The organism is Sphingomonas sp. IBVSS2 (assembly GCF_002127225.1).
GTDB lineage: Bacteria > Pseudomonadota > Alphaproteobacteria > Sphingomonadales > Sphingomonadaceae > Sphingomonas.
Map to the genome: position 1 here is coordinate 103,434 of NZ_NFUR01000003.1, position 18,239 is coordinate 121,672.

17 protein-coding genes are annotated in these 18,239 nt (G+C 67.0%); 9 read left to right on the forward strand and 8 right to left on the reverse strand.

From position 1 onward, the window contains the following. Positions 1-2: 2 nt before the first annotated feature. From CAP40_RS10685 to CAP40_RS10700, 4 genes are all read right to left on the reverse strand, one after another. Positions 3-725 (reverse strand): 2OG-Fe(II) oxygenase, encoded by a 723-nt coding sequence (locus CAP40_RS10685; RefSeq protein WP_256924143.1) that lies wholly within the window; start codon positions 723-725, stop codon positions 3-5. Positions 726-756: 31 nt separating this feature from the next. Beyond that, positions 757-1,440, reverse strand: coding sequence for a 2OG-Fe(II) oxygenase (locus tag CAP40_RS10690; protein ID WP_256924144.1), 684 nt, complete (start codon positions 1,438-1,440; stop codon positions 757-759). Positions 1,441-1,529: 89 nt separating this feature from the next. Then, positions 1,530-2,441 carry an RcnB family protein gene (locus tag CAP40_RS10695; protein ID WP_179188096.1) on the reverse strand — a complete coding sequence of 304 codons (912 nt, stop codon included), beginning with the start codon at positions 2,439-2,441 and terminating at the stop codon, positions 1,530-1,532. A 121-nt stretch (positions 2,442-2,562) separates the two neighbouring features. After that, positions 2,563-3,075, reverse strand: a complete 513-nt coding sequence (locus tag CAP40_RS10700) for a (2Fe-2S)-binding protein (RefSeq protein WP_086129519.1) — start codon at positions 3,073-3,075, stop codon at positions 2,563-2,565. A 77-nt stretch (positions 3,076-3,152) separates the two neighbouring features. Here CAP40_RS10700 and CAP40_RS10705 point away from each other — a divergent pair, with 77 nt between their 5' ends. Next, positions 3,153-3,953 carry a class III extradiol ring-cleavage dioxygenase gene (locus CAP40_RS10705; protein WP_086129520.1) on the forward strand — a complete coding sequence of 267 codons (801 nt, stop codon included), beginning with the start codon at positions 3,153-3,155 and terminating at the stop codon, positions 3,951-3,953. A gap of 321 nt (positions 3,954-4,274) precedes the next feature. Here CAP40_RS10705 and CAP40_RS10710 read toward each other — a convergent pair whose 3' ends face one another. Continuing rightward, positions 4,275-5,033, reverse strand: a complete 759-nt coding sequence (locus tag CAP40_RS10710) for a class II aldolase/adducin family protein (protein WP_086129521.1) — start codon at positions 5,031-5,033, stop codon at positions 4,275-4,277. 114 nt (positions 5,034-5,147) lie between these two features. Between CAP40_RS10710 and CAP40_RS10715 the strand changes: the two genes are divergently transcribed. Then, entirely contained in the window at positions 5,148-5,714 is a 567-nt protein-coding gene (locus tag CAP40_RS10715; RefSeq protein WP_086129522.1) for a carboxymuconolactone decarboxylase family protein, read from the forward strand. A 25-nt stretch (positions 5,715-5,739) separates the two neighbouring features. On the opposite strand, the gene CAP40_RS10720 is transcribed toward CAP40_RS10715, so the two are convergent. Next, on the reverse strand, positions 5,740-7,140 hold the full coding sequence (locus tag CAP40_RS10720) for a short-chain fatty acyl-CoA regulator family protein (RefSeq protein WP_086129523.1): 1,401 nt from the start codon (positions 7,138-7,140) through the stop codon (positions 5,740-5,742). Positions 7,141-7,304: 164 nt separating this feature from the next. Here CAP40_RS10720 and CAP40_RS10725 point away from each other — a divergent pair, with 164 nt between their 5' ends. The 6 genes from CAP40_RS10725 to CAP40_RS10750 all read left to right on the forward strand — a co-directional run bounded on the left by CAP40_RS10725 (position 7,305) and on the right by CAP40_RS10750 (position 14,706). Next, positions 7,305-8,831, forward strand: a complete 1,527-nt coding sequence (locus CAP40_RS10725) for an acyl-CoA carboxylase subunit beta (protein ID WP_086130057.1) — start codon at positions 7,305-7,307, stop codon at positions 8,829-8,831. Between the two features lie 96 nt (positions 8,832-8,927). Further along, positions 8,928-9,347 carry a methylmalonyl-CoA epimerase gene (mce, locus tag CAP40_RS10730; protein ID WP_086129524.1) on the forward strand — a complete coding sequence of 140 codons (420 nt, stop codon included), beginning with the start codon at positions 8,928-8,930 and terminating at the stop codon, positions 9,345-9,347. Beyond that, on the forward strand, positions 9,334-11,466 hold the full coding sequence (gene scpA / locus CAP40_RS10735; protein WP_086129525.1) for a methylmalonyl-CoA mutase: 2,133 nt from the start codon (positions 9,334-9,336) through the stop codon (positions 11,464-11,466). Before mce ends, scpA begins: the two co-directional genes overlap by 14 nt. Further along, on the forward strand, positions 11,463-12,461 hold the full coding sequence (gene bioB / locus CAP40_RS10740; protein ID WP_086129526.1) for a biotin synthase BioB: 999 nt from the start codon (positions 11,463-11,465) through the stop codon (positions 12,459-12,461). Before scpA ends, bioB begins: the two co-directional genes overlap by 4 nt. Beyond that, complete coding sequence (locus tag CAP40_RS10745) at positions 12,458-12,685, forward strand: hypothetical protein (protein WP_086129527.1); 228 nt, start codon at positions 12,458-12,460, stop codon at positions 12,683-12,685. The genes bioB and CAP40_RS10745 overlap by 4 nt, the downstream gene beginning before the upstream one ends. Continuing rightward, positions 12,685-14,706 carry an acetyl/propionyl/methylcrotonyl-CoA carboxylase subunit alpha gene (locus CAP40_RS10750; protein ID WP_086129528.1) on the forward strand — a complete coding sequence of 674 codons (2,022 nt, stop codon included), beginning with the start codon at positions 12,685-12,687 and terminating at the stop codon, positions 14,704-14,706. Before CAP40_RS10745 ends, CAP40_RS10750 begins: the two co-directional genes overlap by 1 nt. Positions 14,707-14,930: 224 nt before the next feature. On the opposite strand, the gene CAP40_RS10755 is transcribed toward CAP40_RS10750, so the two are convergent. Further along, positions 14,931-15,674: a creatininase family protein gene (locus tag CAP40_RS10755; protein WP_218822143.1), complete on the reverse strand. Its 744-nt coding sequence runs from the start codon at positions 15,672-15,674 to the stop codon at positions 14,931-14,933. Next, positions 15,671-17,251, reverse strand: a complete 1,581-nt coding sequence (locus tag CAP40_RS10760) for a benzoate-CoA ligase family protein (RefSeq protein WP_086130059.1) — start codon at positions 17,249-17,251, stop codon at positions 15,671-15,673. The genes CAP40_RS10755 and CAP40_RS10760 overlap by 4 nt, the downstream gene beginning before the upstream one ends. Positions 17,252-17,494: 243 nt before the next feature. Here CAP40_RS10760 and CAP40_RS10765 point away from each other — a divergent pair, with 243 nt between their 5' ends. Further along, positions 17,495-18,217: an META and DUF4377 domain-containing protein gene (locus tag CAP40_RS10765; RefSeq protein ID WP_086129529.1), complete on the forward strand. Its 723-nt coding sequence runs from the start codon at positions 17,495-17,497 to the stop codon at positions 18,215-18,217. Positions 18,218-18,239: the final 22 nt, after the last annotated feature.

Here is an 18,239-nt window from a genome sequence, read left to right on the forward strand (position 1 = left end):
AACTAGGTCCGCTGCTCGCCGCCGGCATAATAGGTCGGCACATGGCCGCGGATCCAGGCATTCTCGCGGAACCATTTGGTGACGATATATTTCGTCCCCTCGAGCACGCGCATGCCTTCGTGCAGCGTGTCGTAGTTCGGCGTGCCGTCCTCCATCATGTTGTTCCAGATCAGCATCAGCCCCTTTCTGGGCTTGAACCGCACGCCGGCGCGCGGGAACCAGGTCGCGCCGCCTTCCTCGACTTCGTTGAGATAGATCATCGCGGTCCAGGTGCGCTGGCCGCCATATTCGACCATCTTGTCCCAATATTCCGCGCCCTCGTGGAAATAGTCGCAATGCGCGCGGAACTGCTGGCCGGGGGTGTAGCGCTGGCCCTGCATCGTCTCGGCATTCGCCGGCGGCAGGCCGAGCACATCGGCGATGCGGTCGTCGATCGGCCAGATTTCCTCGGACCAGCGGTCGAGATCGGTCGAGCTGCTGGTGCGGAACTCGGGATCCTCGTGCATCGCCAGCAGCGTGGAGGGGCGTGCCGCCGCCTCGATCAGCGCGACGAGCATGTCGCATTCGGTTTCGCTCAGGAAATCGGGATAGGTGAACATCTGCGCATTTTCCACCTTGGCGCGCCGGATGTACGGGTTGTTCTCCAGCTTCGCCACCACCTCGCGGCCGATGCGCGCGCGATTGGGGGAGGGCGTTCCCGATACTCTGCCGATATTCTTGCTCACAACGGCCAATTTGCGCCTGCGGGGCTCGCGGTCAATAGGTTCGGGCGCCGGTGGGCATCCAGGGGCGTTCGCGGAACCATTTGGTGATGATGTACTTGGTGCCGCCGAGCACCGGCCGCGCCTCGTGCAGCGTCGCGTCGTTCGGGCTGCCGTCGGCCGCCAGGTTGTTCCAGGCGATCAGCAGGCCGCGGGTGGGCGTGAGGCGGATGCCGGCGCGGGGGAACCAGGTCTCGCCGCCTTCCTCGACGTCGTTGAGGTAGATCATCGCGGTCCAGATGCGCTGGCCGCCCTGTGCCCTCATATCCGGCCAATAGTCCACATCGTCGCGGAACCAGTCGCAATGGGCACGGAACTGCTGGCCCATGGCATAGCGCTGCCCCTGGATGGGCTCGCCATGATCGAGGGGAATGCCCAGCAGGTCGGCGAGGCGCGCGTCGAGCCGGCGGATCTCCGGATCCTGCCGTTCGAGATCGCAGGTATAGCTCGTGCGCAGGCCGGGCTCCTGATATTGCGCGAGCACCACGGAGGGCTTCGCATCTGCGTCGATCATCCGGATCAGCGCCTTGCACTCGGTGCGGCTGAGGAAATTGGGCAAGTGGTAGAGCTGGAGCGCATCGCGCCCGGCGCGGCGGACCAGCGGATTTGCCTCGAGCCGGGCGGTGGCGCGGCGGCCGGTTTCGGCGCGGACGGGATCGGGGGCCATGGGGCTCGTCATCGCCGCCAGCATGCGGGGGCGGGAGCCAAAAGCAAGAGGCCCGGTCCTGATGGGCCGGGCCTCCCGTTTCTGGCAAGATGCGGGCTTGCTTACCAGAAGATGTCGTAGATGGTGTCGACCACCTCGCCGGTTTCGACGTCCACCAGCAGCGCATCGTTGTAGTAGCGCACCCAGCGATACGGGCCGTAGACTTCCGGCAGGCGATAATAATACGGATCGTTGATCCAATATTGCGACGAGAACAGGATCGAGTTCAGCGTGTAACCGATCGTGAAGCGGCGATAGCCATAGCCCCAGCCCGACGGCGCATAATAGCGCGGCAGGCGGTAGATGCCGCGGTTGCTGTTGCGATAGTCGCGCCAGTCGTAGCGGCGGTCGTTGCGCCAGCCATTGTTCCAGCGGCCGCGATCGTTGCCGCGCCAGCCGCGATTATTGTCCCAGCCACGGTTGCGGTCGTTCCAGCCGCGATCGTGGTTGCGGTTCCAGTCGTTGCCGCGGCGATCGTTGTTCCAGTTGCGGTCGCGGTTCCAGTTCGGATTGCCGCGGTCCCACTGGCCGCCGCGATTGCCGTCGCGGTTCCAGTCGCGACGGTCGTTGCCGCCGCGATTGCCGTCCCAGCGCGGCTGCGGGCGATCCTGGGGCGGGGAAACCTGTCCGCCGCCGGGCTGCTGCGGGCGGTCGCCGCCACGGTTCCAGCCGCCACGGCCCCAGCCGTTGGGAGGGGTGTTGCCGCCGCCGCCGTTCCATTCGGGACGGGGCTGCGTGGGCTGTGCGGGCTGCTGCGGCTGGCCCGGGGACTGGCGCCAGCCGCCGCGGTCACCGCCGCGATCTCCGCGATCTCCACGATCACCGCGGTCGCCGCGATCCTGGGCCGGCTGCGCGGCGCCCGCATTGCCGCCGGAACGGTCGCCGCCGCCCCAGCGATGCCCGCGGTCCTGCGCCAGTGCCGGCGGGACCAGGGCTGTTGCGGCGATGATCGCCGCGAGCAAGGTCTTCTTCATCTGAATGTCTCCGCTGGGACCGGCAACGCGCCGGGCTTTCGGGGGTATCCCTTCTTTAAGCCCCGCCAACTGACACGACTCTGAATTCGCCTGTCAGCATATTGAAAGCATCTGAAACAATTCAGGGTTCCGTCTGCGATGCTGCCGGTGCGTCGTGCCCGGCCTCGGGCGCGGCGACGTCGCCACGGGCGATGCGAGCGGCGTTCTGGATCGCCTCCGTCAGCCGCGGATAGATGCCGCAGCGGCAGATATTGGGGATGGCGTCCTTGATGTCCTGCTCGCTGGGGTTCCTGTTTCCGCGCAGCAGCACCGCCGCCGCCATCACAACGCCCGGGATGCAATAGCCGCATTGCGGAACGTTCGCCGCGATGAAGGCCTGTTGCACCGGGTGGCTGCGATCCTTGGAGAGCCCCTCGATCGTGGTGACGAACGTGCCCTCCAGCGCGCCGATGGTTTCCTGGCAGGCGAGGCGGGCGGTGCCGTCGACATCCACCGTGCAAGCCCCGCAATCGCCGGTGCCGCAGCCATATTTGGTGCCGGTGAGGTTCGAGGCATCGCGCAATGCCCAGAGCAGGGGCGTGCGCGGATCCATCTTGTAGGCGACCGGCTGGTTGTTGACGGTGAAGCGAGTCATGCCAGGGGTGTAGCGGGAAACGCGCCGTTTCCGAAACCGCCATTGCGCCGGGATGCCCCGGGGCCGACATCGGCGGCATGACACTTCCCGCACTCTTCATTCCGCATGGCGGCGGCCCCTGCTTCTTCATGGATCCGAATGGCGGCCCGCCCGATCCGATGTGGCGGCCGATGCAGGCCTATCTCGCCGGGCTGATCGGTTCGCTGCCTGAGCGGCCCGGGTCGATCCTGCTGGTCTCGGGGCATTGGGAGGAGGAAGTCGCCACCGTCCATGCCGGCAACGGCCAGCCCTTGCTGTTCGACTATCATGGCTTCCCCGAGCACACCTATCGCCTGCGCTGGGACGCACCGGGCTCGCCCGAGGTCGCGGCGCGGGTGAAGGCGCTGCTCGAGGGCGCCGGCTTTCCCGTCGGGGAGGAGCGCGAGCGCGGCTGGGATCATGGCGTGTTCATCCCCATGATGGTGGCGGTGCCCGGAGCGGACATCCCGCTGGTCCAGCTGTCGTTGCGAAAGGACCTCGACCCGGCCGACCATATCGCATTGGGCCGGGCGCTTGCCCCGCTGCGCGACGAGGGCGTGCTGATCGTCGGCTCGGGGATGAGCTTCCACAATCTGCGCGCCCGCGGGCCGCAGGTGACGCCGATAGCCGACGAATGGGACGACGCGCTAACCGAGGCGGTGACCGACCCCGATCCTGCAGCGCGCGCGGCGCGGGTGACGGCCTGGTATGACCTGCCCCATGCCCGTTTCGCCCATCCACGCGAGGAGCATCTCCTGCCGCTGATGGTCGCGCTCGGCGCGGGCGGGGAGGGGCCGGCGGTGCGCGATTATCGCGACCATGTGCTGGGCTGGACGGTGAGCGGCTATCGGTTCGGGTAAGCCAGGTCCGCCCTGCATATATCTCCGTCACCCCGGCCTTGTGCCAGGGTGACATTTGGGTTGTGGAGGTGGAGAGGGCGGGGCCTTCTGCCAAAAGGCGGTGTCACTCGATGGAACAGGCCTTGAATGTGGCGCACGCTTCCTGTTCGCTGATTGTGTGTGCCTCTCGCTCGCCTTCTTCCCAGAAAGCGCCGCAATGCTGGCAGCGTCGAAGATGCGCATGGACCTCGATACTTGTGCAGACGAATTCCGGTACGTCTCTTCGGCCCGACAGAGTCCCCCGCCGGCATTGCGCGCAGCCCTGAGTCGGCCAGCCTCCGGTCACTCCCGCCAGCTCTTGTCCGTCCGGTCCACCAGCCGCACCATCGCCGCGAAGTCGGCCGCGCCGGGGCCGCCGGGGACCTGGGCCATGTGGAGGTCGCGCTGATGGACGGCGACGACCTCGTCCGGAACCGTGATCGGCGCGCCCATGCTGGCGGTGGCGATCTGGATCTCGCAGGCGCGCTGGAGCGACCAGTGCTTGATGAACGCCTCGGGCACCGTCCTGCCCATCACCAGGATGCCATGGTTGCGGAGCAGCATCACGCGCTTGTCGCCGAGATGCGCGAGCAGTCGCTCGCCTTCCTCGTCGCGCACCGTCACCCCCTCGAAATCATGATAGGCGATCTGGCCGGCGAAGTTGCAGGCATAGAAATTGGTGGGGCGCAAACCCCCTTCGACGCTGGCGACCGCCATGCCCGCCGTGGTGTGGGTATGTGCGATGCAGTGCGCATCGGGCAAATGGCGGTGGAACAGCGCGTGCTGGACGAAGCCGGCGCGGTTCACCGGATAGGGCGAGTCGTCGAGCTTGTTGCCGTCGATGTCGATCTTGACGAGGTTCGACGCCTTCACTTCGCTGAAATGCAGCCCGAACGGGTTGATGAGGAAGGCGCCTTCCTCGCCCGGCACCTTCAGCGTGATATGGTTGTAGATCATCTCGGACCAGCCGAGCATGTCGAACACGCGGTAGCAGGCGGCGAGCTGCTGGCGAGCCTCCCACTCGGCTTCGGTCATCTGCGAATTCCTGAGCGCGGTGGCCATGGCGTCTCTCCTCGACTCTCTTTTTCGTGGATCGGGTATGCCACGCGCGAACGGGGCTGTCGAACTGTCACGCGGATGCGCTATGCTGCGCCGCACCCGAGCCGGAGAAAGCCGATGCGCCTGCCCCTGATCCCGCCCGCCGAGCTCAGCCCGGAACAGAAGCCGCTCTACGACGAAATGCGCAAGGGCATTGCGAGCAACTTCAACGCCTTCAAGGTCGAGCGCGAGGACGGGGCGTTGATGGGGCCGTGGAATCCTTGGCTGCACGAGCCGCGCATCGGCAGGGCGATTTGGGACCTGACCCTGGCGATGACCGCTGAGGCGAGCCTGCCCGACAATATCCGCCAGGTGGTGATCCTGGTGGTCGGTGCGCGCTTCGACGCGGCGTACGAGATCTATGCGCACATCGCCGTCGCCGAGAAGGAAGGCATGTCGCCCGAGCGGCTCGCCACGCTGACGGCGGATCTCAAGCCCGTCGACCTGTCGCCCGAGGAAAGCGTTGCCTTCGACCTGGCCTATGTGCTGGTGCGCGGCGGCACCCTGCCTGAGCCGGTCTACCGGTTGGCGGTCGATACGTTCGGGCAGCACGGGACCAACGAGATGATCTACCTGGTTGGGCTCTATGCGCTGGTCTCGACCACGCTCAACGGGTTCAACGTGCCGGTGCCCGAGCGGGAATAACTGCTCCTTGCCGCCGGTTGACGGGTCAGCGAAAACCGTAGGGCACCACCGAACGCCGATCCGGATCGATCGCGATCGCCGAGGCGGCGGGGGGGAAGGCGCGCTGGTCGCAGTCCCCGCGCGGGCAGATTCGGCAGCTGGTGCCGATCGGCGTGGCCGCGCCGCCGGGTCTGAGATCGTCGGCATAGACGAAGTCCGCCGCGTGCAGCTCCTCGCAACCCAGCGCCACGGCATAGCGGCGCGGGGGGCGGGCATAGCTGCCGGAGGGCTTCACCAGGCCCTTGGCCATCGAGACGTAGCGCGTGCCGTCGGGCATCTCGGCATGCTGGACGAGGATGCGGTCCGGAATCGCTACCGCCTCGTGCACCACCCAGAGCGGGCAGGCGCCGCCGAGTGCCGCGAACTGGAGGCGGGTAGCGGAGTGGCGCTTGGTGACGTTGCCGGCCATGTCGACCCGGCAGAAGAAGAAGGGCAGCCCCTGTGCGCCCGGGCGCTGGAGCGTCGAGAGCCGGTGGCAGGCCTGTTCGAAGCTTGCGCCGAAGCGCTGGCGCAGGCGATCGATATCGTGGCGGACCTCGCGCGCGGTGTCCCTGAATGCGCCGTACGGCATCAGCAGCGCTCCTGCAGCATAGTTGGCGAGGCCGATGCTCAGCAGCTCGCGCGAAGCCGGGGAGGCGAGGCGGGAATCCTCCACCACCTGCCGCATCTCGTTCTCGAACTCATAGCGGACCAGCCGGTGGGCGAGCAGGAAGGCTCGGCTTTCCGGCGGGAGCGCGCTGTTGACCGCAAGGCGGCGTGCCCGGGGGTCGAAACGGCTCAGCTCGCTGCCGTCGCCATCCTCCGCCACGGCCTGCACGCCGTGCCAGCGCAGGCGATCCTCGAGGCCCCGGGTCGGGCGGTGGGGATCGAGATCGGCGGCGAGCGCCTCTGCCGACCGGTCGATCGCATCGATATAGTTGCCCTCGGCCTGGAACCAGTCGCGGACCTCTTCCCAGGGGAGCGGGGCGGCATCGGTCGAGCCGCTGTCATAGCGGTCGTCGAGCACGCGAAGCTGCTCCTGGCTGCGCCGCCAGGCTTCGTGCAGCGCGACCATGCGTTTCGCGAGCAGGGGCTGCTGTTCGATGCCGCGGCGCACATCGGCCTCGCCCATTCGCTCCGCCGGGACGCCGGCATCGGTGGCGGCATCGATCGTGCGGAGCAGCGAAGCGCTCTCGTCGATATCGCCGAACGCCTCGAGCGGGAATTCCCGGCTGAGCGCGACCAGGACGATGTCGGTGATCGGGCGGTCGTTATTCTCGATCTGCGAGAGATAGGAGACGGAGATGCCGAGCCGCGCTGCCATCGTCGCCTGGCTCAGCCCCGTGCGCCGACGCAGCTCGCGCAGGCGGAATCCCTCGAACAGGCGGCGGCGGGGAGCGTTGCTCACTTGCTTCCCCTCCCTTCCAGGAGGGGGGCATCGAAGGCGAGGCGGCTTGGTCGGCCCATGTCCGCAGTATATATGCAAACCAGCTGCCCGCAACTTCGCAACATTGCATTTGCGGTCGCCGCATGTCCGGATGCAGAAGCCGCCGCTATCCAATGGGGAACCGCATGTCGTCGACGATCGAGGAACTGGAACGCCGCCGCGCCGCCGCCCGCCTGGGCGGAGGGCAGAAGCGGATCGACGCGCAGCACGCCAAGGGCAAGCTCACCGCGCGCGAGCGGATCGAAGTGCTGCTCGACCAGGGCTCGTTCGAAGAGCTCGACATGTATGTCGAGCATAATTGCGTCGACTTCGGCATGCAGGACCAGATCGTCCCCGGTGACGGCGTCGTCACCGGATCGGGTACGGTCAACGGCCGCCTCGTCTTCGTGTTCAGCCAGGACTTCACCGTGTTCGGCGGCTCGCTCAGCGAGCGCCATGCCCAGAAGATCTGCAAGATCATGGACATGGCGATGAAAGTCGGCGCCCCCGTGATCGGGCTGAACGACAGCGGCGGCGCGCGCATCCAGGAGGGTGTCGCCTCGCTCGGCGGCTATGCCGAGGTGTTCCAGCGCAACGTGCTGGCATCGGGCGTGGTGCCGCAGCTCTCGCTGATCATGGGCCCGTGCGCAGGCGGCGCGGTCTATTCCCCCGCGATGACCGACTTCATCTTCATGGTGAAGGACTCGTCGTACATGTTCGTCACCGGCCCGGATGTAGTGAAGACCGTTACCAACGAGATCGTCACGCAGGAGGAACTGGGTGGTGCGGTGACGCATACCACGAAGTCGGGGGTCGCTGATGTGGCCTTCGACAACGATATCGAGGCGCTGCTAGCGGCCCGCGACTTCGTGGACTTCCTTCCCGCCTCGAACCGCGAGGAAGTGCCCGAGCGGCCGTGCGACGATCCCTGGGATCGCATGGAGCCGAGCCTCGACACCCTGATCCCGCCGAGCGCGAACCAGCCGTACGACATGCACGAGCTGATCCGGAAGACGCTCGACGAGGGCGAGTTCTTCGAGCTGCAGCCGAGCCATGCCGGCAACATCCTGATCGGCTTCGGCCGGATCGAGGGGCGCACGGTGGGCGTGGTGGCGAACCAGCCGATGGTGCTGGCGGGGTGCCTGGACATCAACTCGTCGAAGAAGGGCGCGCGCTTCGTGCGCTTCTGCGATGCGTTCGAGATCCCGATCGTGACCTTTGTCGACGTGCCGGGCTTCCTGCCGGGCGTCGGCCAGGAGCATTCGGGGATCATCAAGCACGGCGCCAAGCTGCTCTTCGCCTATGCCGAGGCGACGGTGCCGAAGATCACGGTGATCACGCGCAAGGCCTATGGCGGGGCGTACGACGTGATGGCGTCGAAGCATCTGCGGGGCGACTTGAACTATGCCTGGCCGACCGCCGAGATCGCGGTGATGGGCGCAAAGGGCGCAGTGGAGATCATCTTCCGAGGCAAGACGCCCGAGGAGATCGCCGAGCGCACCGCCGAATATGAGGCACGTTTCGCCAATCCGTTCGTTGCGGCTTCCAAGGGGTTCGTGGACGAGGTGATCATGCCGCATTCCACGCGCCGGCGCGTGGCGCTGGGGCTGCGCAAGCTGCGGAACAAGCAGCTCGAGAACCCGTGGAAGAAGCATGACAACATTCCGCTGTGAACCTTTCCGTCATCCCGGCGAAAGCCGGGATCTCGGACAGCTGGCGAGCGGTATGTGGCACGAGATCCCGGCTTTCGCCGGGATGACGGAGGTACAATGAAACTCGGCCGCCTCAACCATGTCGGCATCGCGACGCCCTCGATCGAAGCGTCGATCGCCTTTTACCGCGAGGTGATGGGCGCACAGGTGATCCGCGAACCCTTCGACCTGCCGGCGCAGGGGGTGAAGGTCTGCTTCGTCGACACGCCGAACAGCCAGATCGAGTTGATCGAGCCGCTGGGCGAAAGCTCGCCGATCCACGGCTTCCTGGCGAAGAACCCGGCGGGCGGGCAGCATCACCTGTGCTACGAAGTGCCCGACATCCACGAAGCCAGGGCCTGGTTCGAGGCCAAGGGCGCCAAGGTGCTCGGCGAGCCGCGCATCGGCGCGCACGGCACGCCGATCTTCTTCGTCCATCCGAAGGACATGGGCGGGGTGCTGACCGAGATCATGGAGACGCCCCGTGGCGAGCGCTAAGGACTGGGAAGCCCTTGCTTCGAAGGAAGTGAAGGGGCGCGACCTGACTTGGCACACGCCCGAGGGGATCGAGGTCAAGCCGCTCTACACGGCGGAAGACACCGCGCATCTCGATCCCGGCCTGCCCGGTTTCGCGCCGTTCACCCGCGGCGTGCGTGCTTCGATGTATGCCGGGCGGCCCTGGACGATCCGCCAATATGCCGGTTTCTCCACCGCGGAGGAATCCAATGCCTTCTACCGCCGCAACCTGGCAGCCGGGCAGAAGGGGCTGAGCGTCGCCTTCGATCTCGCCACCCACCGCGGCTATGACAGCGACCATCCGCGCGTCACCGGCGATGTCGGCAAGGCCGGCGTGGCGATCGACAGCGTCGAAGACATGAAGATCCTGTTCGACGGCATTCCGCTCGACAAGATGTCGGTCAGCATGACGATGAACGGCGCGGTGATCCCGGTGCTCGCCTTCTTCATCGTCGCGGGCGAGGAGCAGGGCGTCGACAAGAGCCTGCTCGACGGGACCATCCAGAACGACATCCTCAAGGAGTTCATGGTCCGCAACACCTATATCTACCCGCCTGAACCGAGCATGCGGATCATTTCGGATATCTTCGCATATACCAGCGCGAACATGCCGAAATTCAACAGCATTTCCATTTCCGGCTATCATATGCAGGAAGCCGGGGCGACGCAGGTGCAGGAGCTGGCCTTCACCATCGCCGACGGCATGGAATATGTGAAATACGGAGTCGCCAGCGGCCTGGACATCGACAAGTTCGCGGGGCGCCTGAGCTTCTTCTTCGCAATCGGCATGAACTTCTTCATGGAAGTGTCGAAATTGCGGGCCGCCCGCGTGCTCTGGCATCGAGTGATGACGAAGCTGGGCGCGCAGGACGAGCGCTCGAAGATGCTGCGTACGCACTGCCAGACCAGCGGCGTGTCGCTGACCGAGCAGGACCCGTACAACAATGTCATCCGCACGACGATCGAGGCGATGGCGGCCATGCTGGGCGGCACGCAGAGCCTGCACACCAACGCGCTCGACGAAGCGATCGCGCTGCCGACCGACTTCTCCGCCCGCATCGCGCGCAACACCCAGCTGGTCATCCAGGAGGAGACCGGCATGTGCAACGTCGTCGATCCGCTGGGCGGCAGCTATTATATCGAGAGCCTGACGCAGGAGTTGGTCGACAAGGCCTGGGAGATCATCGAGCGGGTGGAGGCCGAGGGCGGCATGGCCAAGGCCGTGGCGGCGGGCTGGCCCAAGGCGATGATCGAGGAGGCGGCGGCGGCCACCGCAGCGCGGATCGATCGCGGCGAGCAGGTGATCGTCGGCGTCAACAAATATCGCAAGGCCGAGGAAGAGCCGATCGACATCCTCGATGTCGACAATCATGCCGTGCGCGAGGCGCAGATCGCGCGGATCAAGCGGGTGAAGGCGTCGCGTGACGAAGCGGCCTGCCAGAAGGCGCTGTTCGCGCTGCAACAGGGCGCCCGGACCAGCGGGAACCTGCTCGAGCTTGCCGTCGAAGCGGCGCGGGCGCGTGGCACGCTGGGCGAGATCAGCGCGGCGATGGAAGCGGGCTTCGGCCGCTACGCCACCCAGCCCAACCCGGTGCAGGGCGTCTATGGCGGCGCCTATGCCGACGACGCGGTCTGGGCGCGGCTCAAGGACGGCGTGGATGCCACCGGGCGCCGCCTGGGCCGCAAGCCGCGCATGCTGGTCGCCAAGATGGGGCAGGACGGGCATGATCGCGGCGCCAATCTCGTTTCGTCGGCATTCGGCGACCTGGGCTTCGAAGTGGTTCCGGGCCCGCTGTTCCAGACCCCGCGGGAAGCCGCCGCGCTGGCGATCGAAAGCGATGTCGACGTGGTCGGCGCCTCCAGCCTCGCCGCCGGGCACAAGACGCTGATCCCCGAACTGATCCGCGAACTCCAGGATGCGGGCAGGGCGGATATCAAGGTGGTCGCCGGCGGGGTGATCCCGGCGCAGGATTATGAATTCCTCCGCGAGGCGGGCGTGCAGGCGATCTTCGGGCCGGGCACCAACCTTGTCAAAGCCGCCGAAGAGGTGCTGAGGCTCCTCGGCCACAACATGCCCCCGATAGAGGAAGCCGCTGAATGACCATCGTGCGTACCGACTGGACCCGCGAAGAGATCGCGGCGCTGTTCGACTTGCCCTTTACGGAACTGGTGTTCCAGGCGCAGACCGTTCACCGTCGGCACCACGAGCCGAACGAGGTCCAGCTCTCCACGCTGCTCAGCATCAAGACCGGCGGCTGCCCGGAGGATTGCGGCTATTGCAGCCAGTCGGTCTCGGCCGAGACCGGGCTGAAGGCGACCAAGCTGATGGACGTGCGCCAGGTGCTCCAGGCCGCGGCCCAGGCCAGGGACCATGGCTCGTCACGCTTCTGCATGGGGGCCGCCTGGCGCAATCCCAAGGATCGCGACATGCCCGCCATCGTCGAGATGGTGCAGGGCGTGCGTGCCATGGGCATGGAGACCTGCATGACGCTGGGCATGCTGAGCGAGAAGCAGGCGCGGATGCTCGCCGATGCGGGGCTCGATTACTACAACCACAATATCGACACTTCGCCCGAGCGCTATGCCGAGGTGATCACCACGCGCAGCTTCGAGGACCGGCTCGACACGCTCGAGCATGTCCGCGAGGCGGGGATCAACGTCTGCTGCGGCGGCATCGTCGGCATGGGCGAGACGCGGCCGGACCGCGTCGGCTTCATCCATGCGCTGGCGACATTGCCGGTGCACCCGGGCAGCGTGCCGGTCAACGCGCTGGTGCCGATCAAGGGCACGGTGCTGGGCAACATGCTGGCGGATACGCCGCTGGCGCAGATCGACGACATCGAGTTCGTCCGGACCATCGCGGTGGCGCGGATCACCATGCCGGAGAGCATGGTGCGGCTGAGCGCGGGCCGCGAGAGCATGAGCGACGCGACCCAGGCATTGTGTTTCCTGGCCGGCGCCAACTCGATCTTCACCGGCGACAAGCTGCTGACTGCGGGCAATGCCGGCGACGACAAGGATGCGGCGCTGTTCGCCCGGCTGGGCGTGAAGCCGATGCAGGCCGAGGTGAAGGTGGAGCTGGAGGCGGCGGAGTGAAGTCTGGCCGTGCGCTCCTGCTGGTGATCGGCCTGGCCGCCGCGTGGGCAGTGCTCACCGTGGCGATATGGTTCGGGGCCGGCGTTGTCAGCACGGCCTTTTTCGCGCGCGCGGGTCACCCGGTTCACCTGTGGTTCGATACGTTCACGATGGTCCTGGGATGGGTGAGCTTCGGTTTGTACCTGCTCGTCACTGCCCTCACTCTTCGGAAGATGCTACGCTGATGTTCAAGAAGATCCTGGTCGCCAATCGCGGCGAGATCGCGTGCCGCGTGATGCGCACCGCCAAGAAGATGGGGATCGCCACCGTGGCGGTCTATTCGGATGCCGATGCCCGTGCGCCGCACGTGCTGATGGCGGACGAGGCGGTGCGGCTCGGGCCGGCGCCGGCGGCGGAGTCCTATCTCAAGGCCGAGTTGATCCTGCTCGCCGCCAGGGAGACCGGGGCCGACTGCATCCATCCGGGCTATGGGTTCCTCTCGGAGCGCGAGAGCTTCGCCAAGGCCTGCGCCGAGGCGGGGATCGCCTTTGTCGGGCCTCCTCCCAAGGCCATTGCGGCGATGGGAGACAAGATCGAATCCAAGAAGCTCGCCAAGGCGGCGGGCGTGAACGTCGTGCCGGGCTTTGTCGGGGTGATCGAGGATACCGAGCATGCCGTGCGCATCTCGAACGAGATCGGCTATCCGGTGATGATGAAGGCCTCGGCCGGGGGCGGCGGCAAGGGCATGCGGCTGGCCTGGAGCGAGACCGATGTGCGCGAAGGCTTCGAGGCGACCAAGCGCGAGGGCCTGGCGAGCTTCGGCGACGATCGGGTGTTCATCGAGAAATTCATCGAGAGCCCGCGCCACATCGAGATCCAGGTGCTGGGCGATCAGCATGGCAATATCGTCTATCTGGGCGAGCGCGAATGCTCGATCCAGCGCCGCCACCAGAAAGTGGTCGAGGAAGCGCCGTCGCCCTTCGTCTCCCCCGAGATGCGCAAGGCGATGGGCGAACAGGCAGTCGCGCTGGCGCGTGCCGTGGGCTATTTCAGCGCCGGTACGGTCGAGCTGATCGTCTCGGGCGCCGACAAGAGCGGTGCGGGCTTCTACTTCCTCGAGATGAACACGCGCCTCCAGGTGGAGCATCCGGTGACCGAGGCGGTGACCGGTATCGACCTGGTCGAGCAGATGATCCGCGTCGCGGCCGGCGAGAAGCTGGCCTTCGCCCAGGAAGACGTGAAGCTCACCGGCTGGGCGATCGAGAATCGCGTCTATGCCGAGGACCCCTATCGCGGCTTCCTGCCCTCCACCGGCCGGCTGGTGCGCTATCGCCCGCCGGCGAGCGCGGAGACGCCCTATGGCGCTCCGGGCACCCATGGCGACCATGGCTATGTCCGGGTCGATGACGGCGTGACCGAGGGCAGCGAGATCTCGATGTTCTATGATCCGATGATCGCCAAGCTGATCACCTGGGGCGAGACGCGCGACGAGGCGGCGGATCTGCAGGTGGCGGCGCTCGATCGGTTCCGGATCGACGGGATCGGCCACAATATCGATTTCCTCTCGGCGCTGATGCAGCATCCGCGCTTCCGCTCGGGAGCGATCACCACCGGGTTCATCGCGGAGGAATATCCCGAGGGCTTCCATGGTGCGCCCGCGTCGGACGTGCTGAAGCGCAGGCTGGCGGTGATCGCCGCGGCGATCGACTTGCAGCGCGCCGAGCGGGCGGCCTGCATCTCCGGCCAGCTCGCGGCGCACCAGCCGATCCCGGGCGAGCGGGTGGTGACGATCGACGGCGAGCGTTTCGCGATCTCGGCCGATGCCGGCCGGCTTTTCCTCGACGGCGTGGAAGTGGCGTTCGACAGCGACTGGCGGCTCGGCGATATCCAGCTGGATGCCGAAATCGACGGCGCGGCGCTCAGCGTCGCGGTCGATCGCAGGGGCGCGGCCTGGAAGCTGACGGCGCATGGCGCTTCGCATCTCGTCGAGGTCCATCCCCCGCATATCGCGCAATATCGGCACCATATGATCGAGAAGATCCCGCCGGACATGAGCAGGTTCCTGCTAGCGCCGATGCCCGGCCTGCTCACGCGGCTCCATGTCGCACCCGGCGACAAGGTGGAGGCCGGCCAGCCGCTTGCCGTGGTGGAGGCGATGAAGATGGAGAACATCCTGCGCGCCGAGCGGGCGGGAGTGGTGAAGGCGGCGAATTTCGGACCTGGCGACAGCCTGGCCGTGGATGCCGCGATCCTCGAGTTCGAATGACGGGACGGCCGGGTCGGGCGGCGCCGCGGAACCAAACGCAGCGCCGCCCTTGTCCGGGTTGGGCACAAAGACTCCTCCGGATGGCGGGGTCTTAGCCCCCGAAGGGTTGCAGCAGCCTTTGCTAAGGCCCGGACGGCGAACGACATGCTGCCGGGGCAGGTATGCGGCAATCTGGCTGCGACGAACCCGTCGCGGCGCGCGACCGAAGGTCTTGCGAAGTGCCGCTAGATCGCCGCGCGCACGGCGCGCGCGATCGCCTCGGCCATGATCGCGGAAGTCTCCGCGCCTTCGCGCGCGGTTGCGCGGGCCGGATAGCCGAAATAGGCTTGGGCCCCGCCGGCTTCGGTGAAGGTGGTGGCGCCCGCGGCGAAGGCGGTGACCAGGCTGGCCGGATTGTCGGCGAGCGCCGCGCGTGCCGGCTCGTCCACCAGGTCGGGCCGATCGGCGAGGACCAGGCTGGTCTCGAACTGGCCGGCATGGCAGGCACCCGACACGAACTCCTCGGTCAGCTCCGCCGCCAGCGCGCGCCGGGTGAAATCGGGATAGGCCAGGGGAAGCCCTAGCGCCGCGACTTCGGCGGCCAGCCCCCGCAGCATCGCGACATTGGCCGGGTCGAAATGGCTGTTCGCCAGCGCCAGACAGGCGAAACCCTGTGCCTTCAGGCTCGCGGCGATATCGAGGATCGCCGCCCGCGCCGTGGCCTCGCCGATCGAGATGGTGCCGGGGAATTCGGCGGCATAATGGGCGGGGGCATAAGCGAGGGCGGGCAGCACGAAGGCGTGCATGGCTTGCCCTTCGAGCAGCGCGGCCGCGCGCCGCGCCATGCCTTCGGAGATGATCACGTCGGTGCACAGCGGCAGATGCGGTCCATGGGCCTCCACCGCGCCGAGCGGCAGGATCGCCACCACCGGCACGCCGCTTTGCAGCGCGGCCCGCACCCGGGTCCAGGGCTGGTCGCCGAGCATCATCGCCAAGTCTCCCGCAGCTTCTTGCGGTCCATCTTGTCGCGATCGTTCCGGGGGAGGGGATCGGGCGAGAAGAAGACGCGGTGCGGCACCTTGTAATGCGCAAGGCGCGCCCGCGCAAAGCCGAGCAGATCGGCCTGCAGCGCCTCGCTCGCCGGGGCATCTTCCCGCGGCACGACCACCACCACCGGTTTCTCCAGGCCATTGGCATCGGCACGGCCGAACACGCAGCATTCGAGCACGGCGGGATGCTCGCTCAGGCATCCCTCCACTTCGAGCGGGCTGACATAGATGCCGCCGCTCTTGATCATGTCGTCGCCGCGGCCCTCATAATACCAATAGCCTTCGGGATCGCGCCGGAAGAGATCGCCGCTGACGATCGCGCCGCCGCCCAGGTGGCGCTTCGACTTGGCATAGTCGCCATGATAATAGAGTGCCGCGGAATCGCCGCGGATGCGCAGCACGCCGATCTCGCCGCCGGCGATCGGCATGCCGCTGTCGTCGAGCAGATCGGCCTCATAGCCCGGCACCAGCTTGCCGAGGCTGCCCGGGCGGATGTCGCCGGGGTGGTTGCTGATATAGATGTGGAAGCTCTCGGCGCTGCCGATCCCGTCGATGATCGGCACGCCGAAACGGGCGTTCCAGCGCTCGTGGAGCTCGCGCGGCAATGCCTCGCCGGCGCTCCACATCATCCGGATGCTCGACAGGTCCGGCGCGCGGCCCTCCGCCTCGAGCATCTTGTTGATCAGCGTGGGCACGTTGGTGAGCACGGTGGGGCGGTGGCGCTCGACCAGTGCGAAGAGGTTGTCCGGGGTCGGCTGCTCGCGGAACAGGATCGCGGTCGCGCCCATGGCGAAGGGGAACATCAGGTTGGTGCCCGTCGCATAGCCGAAATAGAGCCGCGGACCCGACAGGGTGATGTCGTCCTTCGTCATGCCGATGAAGCGCCGGGCATAGACTTCGGTGTTGTAGGCGAAGTGGAAATGGCAATGGACGGCGCCCTTGCTCTGCCCGGTGGTGCCGCTGGTGAAGAGCCATACCGCCGGATCGTCCTTGCGCGTCGGCCAGGGCGGCGGGGCGGCCGGCACGGGTGCGGCGATCCAGGCATCGAAGCCGGGGAGGCCGGGCGCCTCGCCGACCAGGATCACCGCGTTCGGATCCCGGCAGTGGCGGGCCTGCGCGCGTGCCGCCTGGAACGCCTCCAGGCTGGTCTCGTCGATAAAGGCGAATTGCGGCTTCACATAGCCGAGATAATAGGAATAGTCGGCGGTCGGCAGCATGGGGTTGATCTGCGTGACCACCGCGCCGGCCTTGAGCGCGCCGAACCAGGCATAGACGAATTCGGGGCAGTCGCGCATGCAGAGCAGCACGCGCTGCTCGGGCAGCAGGCCCGATGCGAGGAGCCGATCGGCGACCTGCGTCACCCTGGCGGCCACTTCGTCATAGGTGATCGCCTGGTCCTCGAACAGCAGGGCGGTCTTCGATCCGCGCCCGGCGGCTATGTTCGCGAACACGAAATAGTCGGCCATGTTGAAGCTGTCGGGAAAGACCGGTGTCTCGTCCGTCGTCACGCCTGCCATCATCCTCTCCGCGCGCCGGCATTGCCGGAACCGCGCCCATCCTGCGGCCATCGTCGATCGATGTGTCCGAACCATTCCGATCATTGGGAAGCCGGGGGCTCTCGTCAATCGTGCTGGCCCGGCATAGGATCGCGCCGTCACGCCCCGCCGGCGCGGCCTGCCTTTCTGGCCGGCAACGGCGGGGACACGTCTCGTTCATTCCGCCGCGTTCACAGGCGCCGCCAGTATCAACGGGAGTTTGAAATGATTTTCTCGCATCGGGCCGCGATTGGCCTCCTTGCCCTGGTCTCGGCAGGCGCCACCGCCGCAACGGCGGCGCCCGCGCCGCAACGGGCGGACACCGCCGCCCTGGCCGCGCATCACTGGGATCTGGTGGAGTGGAGCGGCCGGAGGCTTCCGGAGGGCAAGCCGCTCCGGCTCGATTTCGACGCCGGCCGCCACAGCTTCTCCGCGGACACTGGATGCAATCGCGCCGGCGGCGCCTATCGGGTGAAGGGCCGGACGATCCGGCTCGGCGACGGCAAGGGCCAGTTCGCGAGCACGCTCATGGCCTGCCCCGAGCAGGCAATGGCGACCGAGCGCGCCTATGTCGCCAGTCTCGCGGCGGTGCGCTCCTACCGGATCGACGGCGATCGCCTGGTCCTGCGAACCGCGCGGGGCGCCACCCTGACCTATCGCGCCGCGCACAAGCCGGCCGCGAACGCGCTGCGCAAGTTCATCTACGTCTCGGCCGAGACCAGGCCCTGCACCGGCGTCGCGCCGATGACCTGCCTCCAGGTGCGCACGAAGGAAAGCGATCCCTGGCAGCTCCATTATGGCGGCATCGTCGGCTTCGAGCCGCAGCCCGGGATCGAATATCGTATCCGGATCATCGAGGAGAAGATCGCCAATCCGCCGGCGGATGCGTCTTCGATCCGCTGGACGCTCGATCAGGTGGTCGAGCAGCGCGTGGTCAAGCGCCGATAGGTCGTGGCCCGCACCCTTGCCC

Bases quoted from the DNA above. Each gene is read 5' to 3' on its own strand.
- CAP40_RS10690 (WP_256924144.1), bottom strand. From the start codon at position 1,440: ATGACGAGCCCCATGGCCCCCGATCCCGTCCGCGCCGAAACCGGCCGC.
- CAP40_RS10695 (WP_179188096.1), bottom strand. From the start codon at position 2,441: ATGAAGAAGACCTTGCTCGCGGCGATCATCGCCGCAACAGCCCTGGTC.
- CAP40_RS10700 (WP_086129519.1), bottom strand. From the start codon at position 3,075: ATGACTCGCTTCACCGTCAACAACCAGCCGGTCGCCTACAAGATGGAT.
- CAP40_RS10705 (WP_086129520.1), top strand. From the start codon at position 3,153: ATGACACTTCCCGCACTCTTCATTCCGCATGGCGGCGGCCCCTGCTTC.
- CAP40_RS10710 (WP_086129521.1), bottom strand. From the start codon at position 5,033: ATGGCCACCGCGCTCAGGAATTCGCAGATGACCGAAGCCGAGTGGGAG.
- CAP40_RS10715 (WP_086129522.1), top strand. From the start codon at position 5,148: ATGCGCCTGCCCCTGATCCCGCCCGCCGAGCTCAGCCCGGAACAGAAG.
- CAP40_RS10725 (WP_086130057.1), top strand. From the start codon at position 7,305: ATGTCGTCGACGATCGAGGAACTGGAACGCCGCCGCGCCGCCGCCCGC.
- mce (WP_086129524.1), top strand. From the start codon at position 8,928: ATGAAACTCGGCCGCCTCAACCATGTCGGCATCGCGACGCCCTCGATC.
- bioB (WP_086129526.1), top strand. From the start codon at position 11,463: ATGACCATCGTGCGTACCGACTGGACCCGCGAAGAGATCGCGGCGCTG.
- CAP40_RS10750 (WP_086129528.1), top strand. From the start codon at position 12,685: ATGTTCAAGAAGATCCTGGTCGCCAATCGCGGCGAGATCGCGTGCCGC.
- CAP40_RS10755 (WP_218822143.1), bottom strand. From the start codon at position 15,674: ATGATGCTCGGCGACCAGCCCTGGACCCGGGTGCGGGCCGCGCTGCAA.
- CAP40_RS10760 (WP_086130059.1), bottom strand. From the start codon at position 17,251: ATGGCAGGCGTGACGACGGACGAGACACCGGTCTTTCCCGACAGCTTC.
- CAP40_RS10765 (WP_086129529.1), top strand. From the start codon at position 17,495: ATGATTTTCTCGCATCGGGCCGCGATTGGCCTCCTTGCCCTGGTCTCG.